Below are 17,250 nucleotides of genomic sequence, written 5' to 3' on the forward strand. Positions count from 1 at the left end.
GCTCCGTACCGAAATTTCAATCACCGGATCCGCCACCTCGTCCCCTGCAGACACCCCCAAAAGGCCCCCATGACCAAGACCGCCGCCGATCCCGCGCCCGTGTCCACCTTCGACTGGCCGCCCCTCATCGTCGCCAACGCCCCCAATGGCGCCACCCGCACCACGGCGGACCACCCGGCCCTGCCCATGAGCGCCCAGGCTCTCGCCCGCACGGCGGCCGAGAGCCTGGAGGCCGGCGCGGCGCTGCTGCATTTCCATGTGCGTGATGCCGAGGGCCGCCACCTGCTGGACGCCGACGCCTATCGCGACGCCTCGGCCGCCATCCGGGCGGCGGTGGGCGACCGGCTGGTGCTACAGATCACCTCGGAGGCGGCGGGCCGCTACAGGGCGCCGGAGCAGATGGCCGTGGTGCGCGACGTGAGGCCGGAAGCGGTGTCGCTGGCGCTCCGGGAGATCATTCCCGATGACGCGGCCGAGACGGCGGCAGCGGATTTCTTCGCCTTCGTGCGGCGCGAGCGCATCCTCACACAGATCATCCTCTACAGCGCGCAGGACGTGGTGCGCTACGGCGCCCTCAAGGCGCGCGGCGTGCTGGGCGAGGGACAGAACTTCCCGCTGTTCGTGCTGGGGCGCTACACCACGGGCCAGGTGTCCCAGCCCACCGACCTCTTGCCCTTCCTCGCGGCGGGGGCGGAGATTGCGCCCCTGTGGTCCATGTGCGCCTTCGGGCCCAAGGAGAATGCCTGCGCCAGCGTGGCGGCGGGGCTGGGCGGGCATGTGCGGGTGGGCTTCGAGAACAATTTGTTCGCCCCGGACGGGACGCTGGCACAGAACAACGCCGCGCAGGTGCAGCGCGCCTGCGCGGCCGCCCGCACCCTGGGCCGCCCGCTGGCCAGCGCCGACATGGCGCGCATGCTGATGGCGTGAGGCCATGGGGATTCCCCCCAAGGAAACACCCGAGGGAACACCCGAGGCAATACCCGCGCTCCCCGTCGGAGCTCGATCCGAGCAAATTGAACCAACCTGCTCGGTCGATCGCCCTCGAAACGTAAGCAAAGAGCCGGCCCCGTCCATCGAAGAGGCGGGACGGCGGCGGTCGGATCATGCCTTCACTAGCCGCAGCGATCCACCTCGCATAGACTTTCGTATTCGAAGCGACGGTAACGACGGCGGCGGGAGCCATGTTCGACGCGGTGATCATCGGCGGAGGGCCAGCGGGAGCGTCATGCGCCCTGTGGCTGAAGATGCTCGGCTTCCGCCCCTGCATCGTCGAGCGCAGGCAGGTTCTCGGCGGCCTGCAGAACGACAATCCCTATCCCAACAAGTGGATGGCCCCCGTCCGCGACAGGACCGGGTTCGAGGTCGCCGCCGAAATCCATCGCCACGTGATGGAGCATGACATCGTCTGCCGCTTCGGCGAGTCGGTCACCGCCCTGGAGGTGGTGGAGGGCGGCTTCCGCATCACCACGGCGGGCGGCGAGACGCTGCTGGGGCGCGCCTGCGTGCTCGCCTCCGGCGTGCGGCCGGTGAAGGGCGGCTTCACGGAATCCAACGCGGTCATCATCGGCCCCGGCCGCACCATGTTCAACGCGGCTTTCGAGGGCCAGTCCGTCGCCATTCTCGGCGGCGGCGACAATGCCTTCGAGAACTACATTTTCGTGCGCAAGCGCGGCGCGGAGCGCATCACCCTTTACGCCCGCACCATCCGCGCCCGGCGCGAGTTCCTGGAGAAGGTGCCCCCCGCGGACGTGCGTATCGGCGCCTATCCGGTGGCGCCCGAAATTCCCGAGGTGGCGGGCCGACGCTTCGACCGCATCGTGGTGCTCTACGGCTGGGAACCCTATCTGCCCTACGCCCGGCACCTCAACCTCGCCCGCGACCCGCGCGGCTTCGTGGAGACCAGCGCGGATTGCGAAACCTCCGTCCCCAACCTCTACGCCATCGGCGAGATCGCCCAGCGCATGCATCCGTGCTGCGCCACCTCCATGGCCGATGGCGTGGTGGCGGCAAAAGCCATCCAGCGCACGCTGGAGCAGGACGCCGTCGCCCGCTTCGCCGAGCGGGTGCGCCGCGTGGCGGCCACCGATCCGGTTCGGGGATAAAAGCTGCTTTCAGCGCGCGGGAGCCGGCTTGCCGAGGCTTGAGTGCCCAGCTGGAGCGCACCGCAAGGCCGCGCCCATGGTCACCGGCACGGCGAGCGCCGCCGCCACCTCCGTCCGTCTCAAGAGGGCGGCTGCGGCCTCGAACACGGCGCCCGGCGCCGCATCAGGCCGGACCGGCGCCTGCGGGAGATCCGCCGCCACCCGCGCCGGCCGGGGCGACAGCACCACGATGCGATCGGCAAGGCGCACCGCCTCGGTGATGTCGTGGGTGACGAACAGGGCCGCCGCCCCCGCCCCTTCCACCTCGGCCCGCAACAGGGCCTGAAGATGACTACGCAAACCCACGTCCAGAGCCGAGAAGGGCTCGTCCATCAGCACGAGGTCCGGCTTCAGCGCGAAGGCGCGGGCGATGGCGACCCGCTGCTGCATGCCACCGGAGAGCTGAGCCGGCCGCTTGTCCAGATCGGCGTCGCTCAGGCCCAGCCGCCGCAAGATCGCCTCCGCCGCCGCACGGCGCTCCGCCCTGGCCATGCCGAGCGCCTTGAGGCCGAAGGCGGCATTGTCGCGCGCGTCGGCCCAGGGCATCAGCCGCGGGTCCTGGAACACCATGGCGGTGCGCGCGAAGCCGTTGGCCACGCGCCCGGCCTGCGCCGCCTCAACACCGGCGGCGAGGCGCAGCAGGCTGGTCTTGCCGCAGCCGGAGGGACCGAGCAGCACCACCAGTTCGCCGGGCTTCACCGCCAGGTCGATGCCCGCCAGCACCGGCACGCCGCCGAAGCCCAGATGCAGCCCCTCCAACTCGAGCACGGTCAGGCCTCCGTCCGCGATGACCGCCAGCCGCGCAGGGGCGCCAGCAGCAGGGCATCGGCGACGAGCAGCACAATGACCGCCAACACGATCCACGCCATGGTGGCGGCAAGGTCGAAATGGGAACGGGCGGTGGCGAGGCCGCCGCCGACCCCATCGGCGCCGCTCAGCACTTCCGCCATCACCGCCACCTTGAAGGAGAAGGCGAGCGCCGTGGCCAGCGCCGGCAGGAGGAAATCGGCGAGCCCGGGAAGCACCAGGTCCGTGAGGCGCTGGAGCGGCGGTGCGCGATAGAGCCGCGCCATCTCGGCAAGGGCCGGATCGCGGCTGGCGACGCCCTCCAGCGCGGCGAGGAAGAGGATGGGCGCCGCGGTGATCGCAACGGTGAAGCCGGCTGCCGCGCCGCCGGGGCCGAACCACAGCAGCGCCAGCACCACCCAGGCAATGGGCGGCGTGCCCAGCAGCGCCGTGAACACCGGGCGGGACATGGCCCCCACCGGCAGCACCAATCCGCCGGCAATGCCTAGCACCAGCCCCACCGCGCCCCCCGCAAGGCACCCGCCGAGGGCATGGACGAGGGTGGCAAGGAGCGCCGGGCCGGCTACCCCGCTCACCACCAGATGGACCATGGCCTGTCCCGTGTCCTGGAGGCTCGGCAGCACGAAGGGGCCGAGGGCCATGGCGCCCCATTGCCACGCGAGGGCGAGGAGGCAGAGGCCCGCCGCCGTCCAAAGCGCCACCGCAAAGGCCGGATCGCGCGACCGCTTCACGCCTAGCGGCACGTCCTTCGCCCGGAGGCGCGCGACGGGGCGGCTGCGGTCGGCCCAGGCCATCACCGCCTCAGAAATTCATGTAGAAGCTGTCGGGCGGCAGCTTGCCGGCCAGCGCATCGGGCTCGAAGGCCAGCAGGGTCTCGTAGAAGGCGACGAGGCCGGCCTTCTGCCTGGCCGCCGGCTCGGCCACCACGTTGAAGTGGTCGAGGGCATTGGCGAACATGTGGGCCTTCACATCCATCTTCTGCTCGGCCAGCTGGCCGGCCTCGCCCTTGTTGGCCATCACCCAGTCGCGGGCGCCGGGCAGGCCGGCGCCGAGCGCCGCGATCAGCTCCGGGCTCTCAGCGATCAGGCGTTCGTGCACGGCGATGCCGGCCATGGGCAGGCCGAGGCCCTTGTGCTGCGCCTTCCAGTCATCCTGCAGGCTGATGGCGCGGGTGAGCGTGCGGCCCTCCCGCTTCGCCATCAGAATCGCCGCGGTGGCCGGCGGCTCGGAGAGGATGGCGGTGGTGGCGCGCCCGGCGGCCAGCATCTGCGCCGCCTCCATGGGGGTGCGCACATAGGTGAGGGTCATGTCCTTGTCGGGGTCCATGCCATGGCCCTTGGCGATGGAGCGGAAGACGAGGTCGGGCATGTCGTTCTTGAAGAAGCCGACCAGTTCCTTGCCGGCGAGGTCCTTGAACGACGTGATGCTCTCATCCGACGAGATCACGAACAGATGGCCCATGGACAGGATGGCGAACAGCTTCAGCGGCAGGCCGCGATTGGCGAGGTTCGCCGGCACATGGGTGGGGGTGGTGAACAGGCTGGCGCGGCCGGAGACGATGGCGGCGCGCAGTTCGTCCGTGTCGCGCCACAGGCGGAAGGTGGCGCCGGGCGCCACCTGATCGAGCGCCCCGGACTGGAGCAGACGCAGCAGCACGATGGTGGAGCCATTGGGCGCACCCAGGATTTCGAGCCCCGGCGCCGGGGCCGCCAGCGCCGGCAGCTGCGGCCAGGCGAGGACCCCGGCAGAGCCTGCAAGCACACTGAGAAGCGCCCGCCGATTGAGCAATCCGTTCATGGAACATCCCCCGGGGCAATGCAGGCGCCGAAACCACGGACGGCGCATAAGCTATATTCAATTAGATATAATAAGTCGCCACCTGGACCAAGCCGCCTTTGGCGCTGGCGCGTGGGCCTTGGTGCCGCAGCCGCGCGGTTGCGCGCCAGACCATGACCGGCGCGCGGCTGCCGCTTGCGCGTGGGGGACGGGCACAGGGCGCCGCGCCAACCACGCAGCCCTTGGCGCGGCGCGCGGCGCACGGCAAGATCGCAGCCGCGGGCGGGAGCTTGCGGGCGAGACCTTGCGGGCGCGATCTGGGGGAATGGGCATGGCGACAAGAACCGGTCACTCATCAGGCGGGGGCTGCCCCAAGCGAGGCCTGTCGACGGCCCTCGCGGCCCTTGCCATGCTCGCCGCCCTTGCGGGCACCGCCGGCGCCCAGACCCTCGACCGTGTGGCGGGCGGCGAGCCCTTCCGCATCGGCTATCGCCAGTTCGCCCCGCCCTATTCCTATGCCGCCGCCAACGGCCAGCCCTCGGGCTATATCGTGGACCTGTGCCGTGAGGTGGCCGACGGGGTGAAGCGGATGCTGAAGCTGCCAACCCTCAAGGTGGACTATGTGAAGGTCACCGCCGAGGACCGCTTCGAGGCGGTGCGCGACGGGCGCATCGACATCCTGTGCGAGCCCTCCTCCATGACCATGTCGCGGCGGGCGCTGGTGGACTTCTCCCTGCCCACCTTCCTCGACGGGGCGGGCGTGGTGACCCGCGGCGCGGCGGTGAAGGGGCTGGAGGACCTCAAGGGCAAGAAGGTGGGCGTGCTGCGCGGCACCACCACCGAGGAAAACTTGCGTGCCACCCTTGGCCAGATGCGCATCGCCGCCGATATCATCACCGTCACCGACCATCCGGACGGGCTCAAGCAGCTCGCCGACGGCAAGCTCGACGCCTATTTCGGCGATCGCGGCATCCTCAATTATCTGATCGCCAACAGCCCGACGGGCAACCGCCTCAGCCTCTCCGACCAGTATTTCACCTTCGAGACCTACGCGCTTGCCTTGCCGCGCGGCGATCAGGCCTTCCGGCTGGTGGTGGATGCGACGCTGGCGGACCTCTACCGCACCGAGCGCATCCGCGACATCTATGCCAAAAGCTTCGGCAAGTTCCCGCCGGACCAGTTCCTCAACGCGCTCTTCGTCATCAACGGCGTGCCGAAATAGGGCGCGGCATCGCCAGCGATGCTTCTCCGTAGACACATTTGTTGCAGGAGAAGAAACCATTCCCCGGACCAGCGTGGAGACCGGCCATGGCTTACGCGCACCGCATCGGCACCAAATCCTTCGTCTTCGCCGACCTGAAGGAATTGATGGCCAAGGCGACGCCGCCGCGCTCCGGCGACATGCTGGCCGGCATCGCCGCCGCCACCGCCGAGGAGAACGTGGCCGCCAAGATGTGCCTTGCCGAGGTGCCGCTGAAGGCGTTCCTGTCGCAGGCCCTCGTGCCCTACGAGACGGACGAGGTCACCCGCCTCATCCTCGACAGCCACGACGGAGCCGCCTTCGCCCCGGTGTCTGCCATGACGGTGGGCGATTTCCGCGATTTCCTGCTGTCCCATGAGGCAACGTCGCAGGTCCTCGCGGGGCTCGCGCCGGGCCTGACCCCGGAGATGGCGGCCGCCGTCTCCAAGATCATGCGCAACCAGGACCTCATCCTCGCGGCGAAGAAGTGCCGTGTGGTCACGCGCTTCCGCAACACCATCGGCCTGCCCGGCACCATGGCGGTGCGGCTGCAACCCAACCACCCCACGGACGATGCGGCCGGCGTCTCCGCCGCCATCCTCGACGGCCTGCTCTATGGCTGCGGCGACGCGGTGATCGGCATCAATCCCGCCTCCGACAGCCTGCCCGTGATCGACCGCCTGCTGAAGCTGATGGACGAGGTCATCACCCGCTTCGAGATCCCCACCCAGAGCTGCGTGCTCACCCACGTCACCACCTCCATCGGCCTGATGGAGCGCGGCGCGCCGGTGGACCTCGTGTTCCAGTCCATCGCCGGGACGCAGGGTGCGAACCGCTCCTTCGGCATCGATCTCAAAGTGCTCGCCGAGGCCGCCGACGCCGCCCGCGCGCTGAAGCGCGGCACGGTGGGGCAGAATGCCATGTATTTCGAGACCGGCCAGGGCTCGGCCCTGTCCGCCAACGAACATCACGGGGTGGACCAGCAGACGCTGGAAGCCCGCGCCTATGGGGTGGCGCGCGCCTTCAGCCCGCTGCTGGTTAACACCGTCGTCGGCTTCATCGGGCCGGAATATCTCTATGACGGCAAGCAGATCATCCGCGCCGGGCTCGAAGATCATTTCTGCGGCAAGCTGCTTGGCGTGCCTTTGGGCGTGGATGTCTGCTACACCAACCACGCCGAAGCCGACCAGGACGACATGGATACGCTGCTCACCTTGCTCGGCGCCGCTGGGGTCACCTACATCATGGGCATTCCCGGCGCCGACGACGTGATGCTGAACTATCAGTCCACCTCCTTCCACGATGCGCTCTACATCCGCGAGCTGCTGGGGCTGAAGCGCGCGCCGGAGTTCGCGGCGTGGCTGGAGCGCATGGACATCACCGCGCCCGATGGCCGCCTGCTACCTGCCGATGCGCGCCATCCGCTTTTGGGCTACGTGGCCGGGCGCGCGGCATGATCGCCCGCGATCCCTGGGCGATCTTCTCCCGCCACACGCCCGCGCGCATCGCGCTCGGCCGCACCGGAGCCAGCCTGCCCACGGAAGAGGTGCTGCGCTTCGCCCTTGCCCACGCCCAGGCCCGCGACGCGGTGCATACGGGGTTTGATGCGGATGGGGTGGCGGGCGAGGTGGAAAGCCTCGGCTTTGCCACCCTGCGGGTGTCCAGCGCGGCGCCGGCGCGCGATGTCTATCTGCGCCGGCCGGACCTCGGCCGTCGCCTGTCGGACGCCAGCCGCGCCAAGCTCGCCGCGGCGGCGGGCAATCCGGTGGATCTGGTGCTGGTGGTGGCGGACGGGCTCTCCGCCGCCGCCATCCATGCCCAGACCCTGCCCTTCCTTGCGGCCTTCAAGCCCTTCGTCGCCCGGGCTGGCTGGAGCCTCGCGCCGGTGGTCATTGCCTCCGGCGCGCGGGTGGCGCTGGGGGACGAGGTGGGCGCCCTCCTGAAGGCACAAGCCTGCGTGCTGCTGGTGGGGGAGCGGCCGGGCCTGTCCTCGCCCGACAGCCTCGGCCTCTACCTCACCTTCGATCCCAAGGTCGGCCGCACCGATGCCGAGCGCAACTGCATCTCAAACGTGCGCCCCGATGGGCTGAGCTTCGAGGTCGCCGCCTTCAAGCTCGCCTGGCACATCCGCGAGGCGCTGCGGAGGCAGATCACCGGCGTGGCGCTGAAGGACGAAAGCGACCTGCTGCTCGAACAAGGGGGCGCGCCGACGCTGCTGAGCGCCGGCTGACGGCCGGTTCGCGCCCTGCGGTTTCCCGAAAAATGGCCCGGCCTGCAAAATGGCCCGCCCTGCAGTGCGGGCCGCCTTCGCCTCATACCTGCTCGGCGGAGACCACACGGAAGGTGTGCATCTCGTCATCTTCCCGGACGGAAATATACTCCCCCACCTCGAAGCGCTCGTCGCCGAAGCGATAGCCGGCCTCATCGTCGTCGGTGCCGTGGATGTCATAGCGGAACGCCCAGCTTCCGCCGGGACGGCGCACCAGATGGCCCACCTCGTCCGCCTCGTCGGGGCGGAAGCGGACCACGCGGCACACCTCGCGATGCTTCGCCCACAAGGTGGGATCGATGCGTCCCGCCTCGTTCAGCGGCGCCACGAAGCTATAGCCGAAAGTGCGCAAACCATCCGGATGGCCTTTCTCCCGGGCAAGCTCCATGCGGATCTGACGGAAGCCGTGCGGCAACTGGGACATGCGTTTCTCTCCCCGGACCTGACGGTCTCGTACATCGCCGGCCCAAAAACGGGCATCACGATGCGTTTACGGTCACACCTTTCGCCGGCCGCTCCCGCAGCAAGCCAACGGCTTTGCCGGAACGGCGGCGAAGGGCCGCGACGACGGAATCACCCGCACTCAAGGGTAACCCGTTGAATGGTGATTTTCGCGCATTGCGTTCGCAACGCGTTTGACCTCGCGCAAGGCTCGGCCGGCACAGGACCCTTGATACTGGTCATGGGAGTGCTGCGTCCCCGGCGGGTCGCAGCCGGGTCGGGGGCCAACGCCCGACGGGAGACACGAACATGAACGATTCCGCCGTTTTTCAAGGCCTGGCGCGCGCCCTCAGCACCGGAACGCCACCTGTGGCCTGGCCGTTCGCGGTCTGGAAAAACCTGTTCTTCGACTGTCCGCTGGCCGCGTCCACCCATATGCAGCAGTTTGTCGGACGGCAGATGCAGGAGCAGGTCCAGTTCCTGAACGACCTCGTCAAGGAGCAGAACCCCTCCGCAGCGCTCTCGCGCGAGGCCGCCTTCCTGCAGCAATCCGCCCTTGCCTGGAGCAGCGAGATGCTGGCGGTCGCCGAACTGGTCCAGACGCGGCTCCTGAACGCCACCCAGTCCGAGCCGCCCCAAGGCCGGCCACCCCAGGACCAGCCGCCCCGGGACCAGCCGCCCTTCGCCCGCGCGGCCTGAGCCGATCCCGCCGCCGGTGGGCACGGTGGCGGCGTGTCCCGCGCGGACCGGGCGGCAGGCAAATCCCCTGCTGAATGGGTTCGCATCCGCCCTATCGGGCGCCAGTCCGGACTGATTTTCTGAATTGGTGCGGACGGCGGGACTCGAACCCGCACGCCTTGCGGCGCAAGATTTTAAGTCTCGTGCGTCTACCGGTTTCGCCACGTCCGCCCGGGCCGGACGCGCGATGACGACCGGGAGCGGGACTTTAGGGAAGATGGTGGCCGCCGGCAACGCGGCCACCCTCCACGTTCACACCTTCTGCGCCTTTACACGTTCAGACCTTGTGCGCATTTGCGCTTTCCGCGCCAGCGCGCTGCCCTTGCGCAAGGCGCTCCTGCCGCCCGCGGCGCTCCAGTTCCAGCTTCCGGCACAGGATCGCGCCCACCATCAGTCCGCCGATGAGGCTGATGTGTTCCACCACCACGTGGAACTCGAACAGCCGCTTCTCGCCCTCCATGGCCCAGAACGGATGCGCGATGGGGATGGTCAGCGCCGTGAATACCGCCAGCATGCCGAAGCCGAGCCACGCGGCGCGGTTCAGCACCACCAGGACGGAGCCGATGAGCAGCACGGCGATGACCGCCGGTGCGAACAGCCCTGCGGGCTCGACGCCGAAGAACGACATCTCGGCCAAGGTGGCCTGATAGTTCATCAGCTTGTCGAGGCCCGCGCCCCAGAAGATGAAGGTGAGCAGCAGGCGCGCGACAACGCCGAAGATGGGGCTCGCCAGAAGGGCGGCGAGAGGAGATGGGGTCAAGATGGCACCTTTCGTGCTGTGAAGACGAAGCGGCAGTCTCCGCCGACGCTCCACTTCACGCCGGCGGCCTGCGCCGCGCGCTTCTCTTGTCCCCCCACGGATGAACCGCGGCTGAACCCCGGATCTGGCCTTCGTTCAGCCCTGCGCGGGCGTCGCGCCAGCGTCCACCGGCGTGATCGCAACCGATTCACCGCAGCCGCAGGATGAGGTCTGGTTGGGATTGTTGAAGACGAACTGCGACGAGACCTTGTCGGTCTTGAAGTCCATTTCGGTACCAAGAAGGAAGAGCACGGCCTTGGTATCCACCACCACCTTCACGCCCTTGTCCTCGACCACCGAGTCGAAGGGGGCGATCTCGGTGGTAAAATCCATTTTGTAGGACATGCCGGCACAGCCGCCATTCTCGATGCTCACACGCAAGACCGTGTCCGGCGCCGCCGCGGCGAGGATCTCGCGCAGGTGGTCAGCGGCTGCATCGGTGATGCGGATAACCGGCGGCAGGCTCCGCTTGGCGGGCGATGTGGCGGGCGTCCTGGTGGGAGCCGCGGCGGACGTGTCTGAAGCAACGCTCATGGGAAATCTCCGAGCCACGCCGTTTCAAGGACGACGGGCACATCCCATAAATGGAGGATGATGGGCGCCCTCACAAGGCTCCATATGTTCGTGGCGGTAGATCAAAGCCATGGGCATGGGCTGAAGCGGCCGGCACGCCCCGGTGTGGCCCGGCATCGGTGGGTCCGAAATGACGCAGGGCCAAAGCAACGCTTAAAGGACGGAGCCATTGTTTTTTATCAGAAAAGGAATTATAAAGCCAAGTTATAGAGGTATTAATATGCCACGACATTGCCCCGTCCACGGCACGAGCGGTCGGACGTAGGGCGGAGCGCTGGAGCCATGGGACAATGAGGGCACGCGGTGCCATGTTCCACTCCATCCCTGCACCGGGCCTTGCGGCCTTTCTTGCGGTCGTCGTTGTGATCGTCCTTGCGATCGTCGTGGCCGTCGTCCTGGCGATCTTGGCCGCGTCGGCCGGTCCTGCGACGGCAGCGGCACCGCAGGACCTGATCGAACTTCCAGGCCTTCCCGCCCTGCCCGTTGCCATCTTTGCGGGCGTCCTGGTGGCGGTGATGGTCGCCTGCGGTCTCATCATGCGAGCACGCCCGCGCCGCACCACCGGAAAACCCAAAGCGATGATCCCCGCCGCATTCGCAGCCTGCCTGCCTGCTGCGGCCTTCGAGCGCACCGCGATGGGTTTGGCGCCCGTCGGCAGCGAGGGCAGCGAGGGCATGGCCCTGCGGGAGCGCGAGGAACGCTTCGATCTCGCGGTCCGGGGGTCGAATCAGGGCGTGTTCGACATGCATCTGCGCAGCGGCGGCCTGCATCTGTCGCCCCTCGCCCGCGACATCCTCGGCATTGCGCCCGACGCGCCCATCACTGTGCGAAGCGCCTTTCGCCAGATGCTGCGCGGCGCCGACCGGCGCAAGGTGGCCGTGGCGCGGAAGGCTCTCGTCCGGGGCAACGGCAACAGTGTCGATCTCGACGTCCAGATTTCCCGGCCCGACGGCACAAGGCGCAACGTCCGGTGGCAGGGCCTCGCCACCCGTGATGGCGATCATGCCTCGATCCGCGTGGTGGGCATGATCACGGACGTCACGGCGCACAAGCAGAGCGAGCGCCACCTCCGGCTTGCCGCCGCCGTGTTCGCCAGCTCCCACGACGGCCTGGTGGTGACGGACCTTGACGCGGTGATTTCGGCGGTGAACCCGGCCTTTTCCCAGATCACCGGCTTCACCGAGGACGAAATCCTCGGCAAGACCATGCGCATCATGCATTCCGGCCGGCACGACCGCGAGTTCTACCGCGGCATGTGGGCGGCGCTCACCTCAACGGGCGTCTGGCAAGGCGAAATCTGGAACCGCCGCAAAAACGGCGAGGTTTTTCTCCAGCAGCTCAGCATCCGCACCGTCTACGACGAGAAGGGCGCGCCGCACAACTATGTGGGCGCCTTCCAGGACATCACCCGGATCAAGCATTCCGAATTCGAGCTGGACCGGATCGCCCATTACGATCCCCTCACCGATCTACCGAACCGCACCCTGCTGGCCTCCCTCCTGGACCTGGCCGTCAGCCGCGCCGGCAAGAGCTGCGCCGTCCTGTTCCTTGACCTCGACCGCTTCAAGACGGTCAACGACAGCCTCGGTCACATGGCCGGCGACACCGTGCTCAAGGCGGCGGCCGAGCGCATCCGTGCCGCGCTCGATACCGATGCGACGCTCGGCCACTACGGCGCCGACGAATTCGTGGTGATCCTCGAAGAGATCGAAGGGCCGCACGATGCTGCCATGGCCGCCACCCGCCTGATCGACGAACTGGCCCGGCCGTTCACCGTGGGAGACGGCGAGATCTATCTGGGCGCCAGCGTGGGCATCAGCCTCCATCCGCTCGATGCCGAAGATGCCGCCCAGCTCCTCCAGCATGCCACCACGGCCCTCGCCGAGGCCAAGGCCCAGGGACGGGGGATCTATGCGTTCTACACCCAGGCCCTCACCCGCAGCGCCAAGGTCCGCATGGAGATGGAGGCAAACCTCCGGCGCGGACTCGCCCGCGAGGAATTCCGCCTGAACTTCCAGCCGGTGGTCGACCTCGCCAGCGGGCGCATCGTGGGAGCGGAGGCTCTCGTGCGCTGGCAGAGCCCGACGCACGGCCTTGTCCAGCCCAACCGCTTCATCCCGCTGGCCGAGGAAACCGGCCTCATCGAGCCGCTGGGCGACTGGGTGCTGGAAGAGGCCTGCCGCCAGATGGTGCAGTGGAACGCGGCGGGGGCTGACCTCGATTTCATCGCCGTGAACCTCTCGCCGCGGCAGTTCCAGCGCGGCACCCTGTGCGAGCACATGGAAGACGTGCTGCGGCGCACCGGGCTTCCCGCCGCCCGGCTGGAGGTCGAAATCACCGAGAACGTCCTGTTCGGAGCGGCGGCGGCCGAGCGCAAGCTGCACGACATGCGGGCCAGCGGCGTGCGCATCGCGCTCGACGATTTCGGCACCGGCTACTCGTCGCTGGCCTATCTCAAGCGCTTTCCCATCTCCAAGCTGAAGATCGACCGCAGCTTCGTGCACGACCTGCCGCACGCCGCCGATGCGGAAATCGCCACCGCCATCATTTCCATCGCCCGGGCGCTTGGGCTCGACGTGGTGGCGGAGGGCATCGAGGCAGCCGAGCAATGCACCTTCCTGAAGGAGCGTGGATGCGGCTATGGGCAGGGCTATCTGTTCGGCCGCGCCATGACCAGCGAGCGCTTCCTGCGCCTCGCACTTCAGGGGCCGCTGTCCACCGGCGCAGCTCCGCCCGGCAGCGCGCTGCTCCATTGACCCCCGCCGGGGGATCGCCCAAGTGGCCGGCGGCCGCTCGCGCTCAACCGGGCGAAGGCCGGGCTGCGCACGGGCCGGCTCACCCCTCCTTGGTGTCGAAGGGCATGGGCAGGTCTTCCAGCGAGACGGCGCCGCTGGTGATGAGCCAGACGATGCCGGCCGTGATCGCCGCCGCGAGAATGGTGGTGGCCAGGGCCTTCTTGAGCAATGCGGGGCGCACGGGCGCCCCTGGATCGGTGCCGGGCGTGATGTCCCGGCTCTCCGCCTGCGAGCGCACCCCCCAGGGCAGGACCGCAAACAGCGCGATCCACCAGACGATGAAATAGATGGCGACGACGGCACCAATCGACACGCGATAGTCCTCGCTCGGGCAATTCCAGCAAAAAAGCGTGCAGCGATAGTGTGCAGCGATCTTGCGTCTGGAATTGCGTAAAAACGGCGAGACAGAGCACGCGCCGATCAGATTGCACCGCGATCCGATCGGACAACGTGTCCTCTCTCAGGTCAGAGACGGCCCTGTTGATCGAGCCGGCAACCGCCCGCCATCGGGTCAGGCCTGTTCCAGCTCCACCAGGGTGCCGTTGAAGTCCTTGGGGTGCAGGAACAGCACCGGCTTGCCGTGGGCGCCGATCTTGGGATCGCCGGAGCCGAGCACGCGGGCGCCCGTCGCCTTCAGCTGGTCGCGGGCCGTGAGGATGTCGTCCACCTCGTAGCAGATGTGGTGGATGCCGCCGTCCGGATTGCGCTCCAGGAACTTGGCGATGGGAGAATTCTCCCCCAGCGGCTCCAGAAACTCGATCTTGGTGTTGGGCAGGGTGACGAACACGGTGGTCACCCCATGCTCTTCCTGCGGCACGGCGGCCGAAACGTCCGCACCGAGCGTGTCGCGATAAAGCGCCGAGGCGGCAGCGATGTCGCGCACCGCGATGGCCACATGGTTCAGGCGTCCGATCATGATTTCCTCCGCTCAGGTCTTGCGATCCATACCGCAAGCGAGGCCGGCGCGGAACACGCCGGAGGTCGAAGACGCGGCAGCCTCATCCACCGGATCAGGGGCCCGCCGTCACACCTCCAGGATATGGACGTGGCACACCGGCTTCTTGCCCCACACCGCGTTCACGGCGCTGCGCACGGCGCGCTCCAGCGTCTCCGCCAGCGCATCGGGGTCGCGGCGGCGGGCCTTCGGCAGGGTATCGAGGGTCGCGACCACGGTATCGAGCACGTGGTCGAGCATGTCGATGCCCCCCTCCCCCCGCTCGGGAACACCCGTGATCTCCACCGAGGGGTCGCCCGCAAGCCCCCCCTGCCGGTCCACCGCGACGGCCACCGAAACCGCGCCCACATAGGAGAGCTTGCGCCGCTCCGGGATCGAGCGGCCGCCATCGGGGATCAGCAGGCGGCCATCCTTGTAGAGGCGGCCGAAGGGCACGTCGTCCACCCGTTCCGCCGGGCCGGGGGCAAGGCGGATGACGTTGCCGTCGTAGCAATTGACCACCTCGGGCACCCCGAGGCTCTTCGCCAGCTGCGCATGCTCATGCAGGTGCAGCGCCTCACCATGCACCGGGATCGACACCTGGGGCCGCACCAGCTTGTACATTTCGGCAAGCTCGCCCCGGCGCGGATGGCCGGACACGTGGACCAGGGCCTTGCGATCCGTCAGCACCTCCACGCCCCGCTTGGTGAGGGCGTTGACGATGTGGTTCACCACCTTCTCGTTGCCGGGAATGGTGCGCGAGGAGAACACCACCAGGTCGCCCGGCGACAGGGCGATCTCCGGATGGTCGTCGTCGGCGATGCGGCGCAACGCGGCCCGCTGCTCCCCCTGGCTTCCGGTGAGGATGGCCACCACCTTCTCGCGCGGCAGGTAGCCATAGGCCTCGGCGGAGCGGAAGGCCGGCACACCGTCCAGCAGCCCCTGCTCCCGGGCGACACCGATGACGCGCTCCAGAGCACGGCCCACCACCACCACCTCACGGCCGTTGGCGTAAGCCGATTCGGCGATGCCGCGGATGCGCGCCACGTTCGACGAGAAGGTGGTGAAGGCGACCCGGTGCTTCGCCTTGCCGACGATCTCCCGAAGCGAGGCCCCCACATCGGCCTCGGACGGCGAAACGCCGTCGCGCACGGCGTTGGTGGAATCGCAGATGATGGCCCGCACGCCCTCGTCGCCCAGCGCCTTGAGGCGGGCGACGTCCGTGGGCAAGCCAACCACCGGGGTGGGATCGAGCTTCCAGTCGCCGGTGTGCACCACCAGCCCCACCTTGGTGCGGATGGCGAGGGCATGGCTGTCGGGGATCGAGTGGGCCACCGGGATGAATTCCACCCCGAACGGGCCGATCTCCACGGTTCCGCCGCTGCGCACCACGGTGACCGGCAGTTGGGACGGCGCGCCGGGCTCACCCGCGCGCTTGGCTTCCAGCAGCCCCGCGGTGAAACGGGTGGTGTAGATGGGGCACTTCAGGCGCGGCCACAGGTCCAGCACCGCGCCGATATGGTCCTCGTGGGCATGGGTGAGCACCAGGCCGGCGATATGCTTCTTCTCGGCTTCAAGAAAACGGATATCCGGCAGGACGAGATCGACGCCCGGCGCCTCCTCCCCCGCGAAGCTCATGCCGAGATCGACGATCAGCCAGGTGCGGGCCTTGCGCGGGCCGAAGCCATAAAGGCCGAGGTTCATGCCGATCTCGCCGACCCCGCCAAGGGGTGCGAAGACCAGTTCGTCGGTTGGTGCCATCAAAAGGTCACTTCCAAACGCGGCACCCGCGCCGACAAGGCCCCGGCAAAGACCGGAGCACGCGGACGGGCGCGCCGAAAATCAGGAGGCCGGCGGAGGTGGTCCGCTCCGGCCGGGGGGCGGTCAATCAGGATCGCTCCCAATGAAGCGGCCCGCGCGCCGCAATGCAAGGGGCCGCACCAAAGTCTGCGCGGCTCAATCGGTCTTAATCGGTCTTGCCGAGAGAGACGTCGCCGGCGGTGATGATCTCCGCGATACCATCCTTGCGGCGCAGCATCATGGCGCCGCGGGTATCGATATTCTCGAACCGGCCCACCACCTCGCGCTCGCCGATCCTGACGCTCACCTGGTCGCCCATGCCGAGCGCATAGCGCATCCAGTCGGTGCGGATGGCGGGAAAGCCGGCGCCCGCGTTCCACTGGTTGAGGCGGACCGCCATGGCGAGGTCGAGCGCCTCCAGCAGCCGATCCGGCGCCGTGGGCGCGCCGGACGCCTCAAGGCTGGTGGCGCGGTAGGGCAGATCATCGGGATGGTGCAGGCAATTCACGCCGAATCCGATCACCGCCGCAGGTCGGCCGGAAGGATCACTGCCCCCTTCCACAAGGATGCCGGCGACCTTGCCGCCGTCCAGCAGCAGGTCGTTGGGCCACTTGAGCTTGAGCGCTTCCGGGCGGATCTCCGGTGCGGCCGCGAGCACGGCGTCGCGCAGGGCGAGGCCGGCCACGAAGCAGAGCTGGGCCAGATTGGCCACCGGAGCCGGGTTCGGCAGCACGAGGCTGGCAAACAGATTGCCAAGCTCCGACGTCCAGGGCCGGCCACGCCGGCCACGTCCTGCGGTCTGGATGTCAGCCACCAGCCAGACCGGGAAGGTCTCGCTCCGGGCAAGGCGCGCCATCCCCTCGGCGTTGGTGGAGCCGATCTGGGTGAAGCGGACGATGGGAACCGTGGAACCCTGGAATTCGTAATGAGCCATCGA

The 17,250-nt window shown here is 68.5% G+C and carries 17 protein-coding genes and 1 tRNA gene; 7 read left to right on the forward strand and 11 right to left on the reverse strand.

All coding sequences use genetic code 11. The annotated features are described in order from the left end of the window. Positions 1-69 precede the first annotated feature (69 nt). Together V5F48_RS09075 and V5F48_RS09080 are read left to right on the forward strand one after the other, a co-directional pair. Entirely contained in the window at positions 70-927 is an 858-nt protein-coding gene (locus tag V5F48_RS09075; RefSeq protein WP_394258428.1) for a beta-keto acid cleavage family enzyme, read from the forward strand. Between the two features lie 254 nt (positions 928-1,181). Continuing rightward, entirely contained in the window at positions 1,182-2,102 is a 921-nt protein-coding gene (locus tag V5F48_RS09080; RefSeq protein WP_394111047.1) for an NAD(P)/FAD-dependent oxidoreductase, read from the forward strand. A 9-nt stretch (positions 2,103-2,111) separates the two neighbouring features. On the opposite strand, the gene V5F48_RS09085 is transcribed toward V5F48_RS09080, so the two are convergent. From V5F48_RS09085 to V5F48_RS09095, 3 genes are read right to left on the reverse strand one after another with little or no spacing between them, the layout of a single operon-like run. Beyond that, positions 2,112-2,909, reverse strand: a complete 798-nt coding sequence (locus tag V5F48_RS09085) for an ABC transporter ATP-binding protein (RefSeq protein ID WP_394258429.1) — start codon at positions 2,907-2,909, stop codon at positions 2,112-2,114. A gap of 2 nt (positions 2,910-2,911) precedes the next feature. Beyond that, the gene (locus V5F48_RS09090; RefSeq protein ID WP_394258430.1) at positions 2,912-3,742 is read right to left on the reverse strand and encodes an ABC transporter permease; all 831 of its coding nucleotides are present in this window, start codon (positions 3,740-3,742) and stop codon (positions 2,912-2,914) included. A gap of 7 nt (positions 3,743-3,749) precedes the next feature. Next, complete coding sequence (locus tag V5F48_RS09095) at positions 3,750-4,745, reverse strand: ABC transporter substrate-binding protein (RefSeq protein ID WP_394258431.1); 996 nt, start codon at positions 4,743-4,745, stop codon at positions 3,750-3,752. 388 nt (positions 4,746-5,133) lie between these two features. Here V5F48_RS09095 and V5F48_RS09100 point away from each other — a divergent pair, with 388 nt between their 5' ends. From V5F48_RS09100 to eutC, 3 genes are all read left to right on the forward strand, one after another. After that, positions 5,134-5,946: an amino acid ABC transporter substrate-binding protein gene (locus V5F48_RS09100; protein ID WP_394258432.1), complete on the forward strand. Its 813-nt coding sequence runs from the start codon at positions 5,134-5,136 to the stop codon at positions 5,944-5,946. A gap of 86 nt (positions 5,947-6,032) precedes the next feature. Next, positions 6,033-7,421 (forward strand): ethanolamine ammonia-lyase subunit EutB, encoded by a 1,389-nt coding sequence (locus tag V5F48_RS09105; RefSeq protein ID WP_394258433.1) that lies wholly within the window; start codon positions 6,033-6,035, stop codon positions 7,419-7,421. Next, entirely contained in the window at positions 7,418-8,194 is a 777-nt protein-coding gene (gene eutC, locus V5F48_RS09110; protein ID WP_394258434.1) for an ethanolamine ammonia-lyase subunit EutC, read from the forward strand. Before V5F48_RS09105 ends, eutC begins: the two co-directional genes overlap by 4 nt. 82 nt (positions 8,195-8,276) lie before the next feature. Here eutC and V5F48_RS09115 read toward each other — a convergent pair whose 3' ends face one another. Next, entirely contained in the window at positions 8,277-8,657 is a 381-nt protein-coding gene (locus V5F48_RS09115; protein ID WP_394111054.1) for a hypothetical protein, read from the reverse strand. A 326-nt stretch (positions 8,658-8,983) separates the two neighbouring features. On the opposite strand from V5F48_RS09115, the gene V5F48_RS09120 reads away from it, so the two are divergent. Beyond that, on the forward strand, positions 8,984-9,373 hold the full coding sequence (locus V5F48_RS09120) for a hypothetical protein (protein ID WP_394111055.1): 390 nt from the start codon (positions 8,984-8,986) through the stop codon (positions 9,371-9,373). A 125-nt stretch (positions 9,374-9,498) separates the two neighbouring features. On the opposite strand, the gene V5F48_RS09125 is transcribed toward V5F48_RS09120, so the two are convergent. The 3 genes from V5F48_RS09125 to V5F48_RS09135 form a co-directional block, all read right to left on the reverse strand. Then, positions 9,499-9,583 (reverse strand) — tRNA-Leu (locus V5F48_RS09125). 106 nt (positions 9,584-9,689) lie between these two features. Then, positions 9,690-10,172, reverse strand: coding sequence for a DoxX family protein (locus tag V5F48_RS09130; RefSeq protein WP_394258435.1), 483 nt, complete (start codon positions 10,170-10,172; stop codon positions 9,690-9,692). 135 nt (positions 10,173-10,307) lie between these two features. Continuing rightward, the gene (locus tag V5F48_RS09135) at positions 10,308-10,745 is read right to left on the reverse strand and encodes a HesB/IscA family protein (RefSeq protein WP_394258436.1); all 438 of its coding nucleotides are present in this window, start codon (positions 10,743-10,745) and stop codon (positions 10,308-10,310) included. Positions 10,746-11,074: 329 nt separating this feature from the next. Here V5F48_RS09135 and V5F48_RS09140 point away from each other — a divergent pair, with 329 nt between their 5' ends. Next, positions 11,075-13,540 (forward strand): putative bifunctional diguanylate cyclase/phosphodiesterase, encoded by a 2,466-nt coding sequence (locus V5F48_RS09140; RefSeq protein WP_394258437.1) that lies wholly within the window; start codon positions 11,075-11,077, stop codon positions 13,538-13,540. Positions 13,541-13,619: 79 nt separating this feature from the next. Here V5F48_RS09140 and V5F48_RS09145 read toward each other — a convergent pair whose 3' ends face one another. From V5F48_RS09145 to V5F48_RS09160, 4 genes are all read right to left on the reverse strand, one after another. Next, a complete protein-coding gene (locus V5F48_RS09145) occupies positions 13,620-13,892 on the reverse strand; it encodes a DUF1467 family protein (protein WP_394110751.1) in 273 nt (90 codons plus the stop codon). A gap of 198 nt (positions 13,893-14,090) precedes the next feature. Then, positions 14,091-14,495 carry a methylmalonyl-CoA epimerase gene (mce, locus tag V5F48_RS09150; protein ID WP_138398936.1) on the reverse strand — a complete coding sequence of 135 codons (405 nt, stop codon included), beginning with the start codon at positions 14,493-14,495 and terminating at the stop codon, positions 14,091-14,093. Positions 14,496-14,603: 108 nt separating this feature from the next. Next, positions 14,604-16,274: a ribonuclease J gene (locus V5F48_RS09155; RefSeq protein WP_394258438.1), complete on the reverse strand. Its 1,671-nt coding sequence runs from the start codon at positions 16,272-16,274 to the stop codon at positions 14,604-14,606. A gap of 205 nt (positions 16,275-16,479) precedes the next feature. After that, positions 16,480-17,247 carry a biotin--[acetyl-CoA-carboxylase] ligase gene (locus V5F48_RS09160; RefSeq protein ID WP_394110753.1) on the reverse strand — a complete coding sequence of 256 codons (768 nt, stop codon included), beginning with the start codon at positions 17,245-17,247 and terminating at the stop codon, positions 16,480-16,482. Positions 17,248-17,250: the final 3 nt, after the last annotated feature.

The sequence above is a fragment of the Xanthobacter autotrophicus ATCC 700552 genome, assembly GCF_043194565.1.
Taxonomy (GTDB): domain Bacteria; phylum Pseudomonadota; class Alphaproteobacteria; order Rhizobiales; family Xanthobacteraceae; genus Xanthobacter; species Xanthobacter autotrophicus_F.

What these genes read in the sequence shown, in the direction of transcription:
- eutC (WP_394258434.1), top strand. Translation starts at nt 7,418, where the DNA reads ATGATCGCCCGCGATCCCTGGGCGATCTTCTCCCGCCACACGCCCGCG.
- V5F48_RS09160 (WP_394110753.1), bottom strand. Translation starts at nt 17,247, where the DNA reads ATGGCTCATTACGAATTCCAGGGTTCCACGGTTCCCATCGTCCGCTTC.
- mce (WP_138398936.1), bottom strand. Translation starts at nt 14,495, where the DNA reads ATGATCGGACGCCTGAACCATGTGGCCATCGCGGTGCGCGACATCGCT.
- V5F48_RS09080 (WP_394111047.1), top strand. Translation starts at nt 1,182, where the DNA reads ATGTTCGACGCGGTGATCATCGGCGGAGGGCCAGCGGGAGCGTCATGC.
- V5F48_RS09155 (WP_394258438.1), bottom strand. Translation starts at nt 16,274, where the DNA reads ATGGCACCAACCGACGAACTGGTCTTCGCACCCCTTGGCGGGGTCGGC.
- V5F48_RS09135 (WP_394258436.1), bottom strand. Translation starts at nt 10,745, where the DNA reads ATGAGCGTTGCTTCAGACACGTCCGCCGCGGCTCCCACCAGGACGCCC.
- V5F48_RS09100 (WP_394258432.1), top strand. Translation starts at nt 5,134, where the DNA reads ATGCTCGCCGCCCTTGCGGGCACCGCCGGCGCCCAGACCCTCGACCGT.
- V5F48_RS09120 (WP_394111055.1), top strand. Translation starts at nt 8,984, where the DNA reads ATGAACGATTCCGCCGTTTTTCAAGGCCTGGCGCGCGCCCTCAGCACC.
- V5F48_RS09140 (WP_394258437.1), top strand. Translation starts at nt 11,075, where the DNA reads ATGAGGGCACGCGGTGCCATGTTCCACTCCATCCCTGCACCGGGCCTT.
- V5F48_RS09090 (WP_394258430.1), bottom strand. Translation starts at nt 3,742, where the DNA reads ATGGCCTGGGCCGACCGCAGCCGCCCCGTCGCGCGCCTCCGGGCGAAG.
- V5F48_RS09105 (WP_394258433.1), top strand. Translation starts at nt 6,033, where the DNA reads ATGGCTTACGCGCACCGCATCGGCACCAAATCCTTCGTCTTCGCCGAC.
- V5F48_RS09095 (WP_394258431.1), bottom strand. Translation starts at nt 4,745, where the DNA reads ATGAACGGATTGCTCAATCGGCGGGCGCTTCTCAGTGTGCTTGCAGGC.
- V5F48_RS09115 (WP_394111054.1), bottom strand. Translation starts at nt 8,657, where the DNA reads ATGTCCCAGTTGCCGCACGGCTTCCGTCAGATCCGCATGGAGCTTGCC.
- V5F48_RS09075 (WP_394258428.1), top strand. Translation starts at nt 70, where the DNA reads ATGACCAAGACCGCCGCCGATCCCGCGCCCGTGTCCACCTTCGACTGG.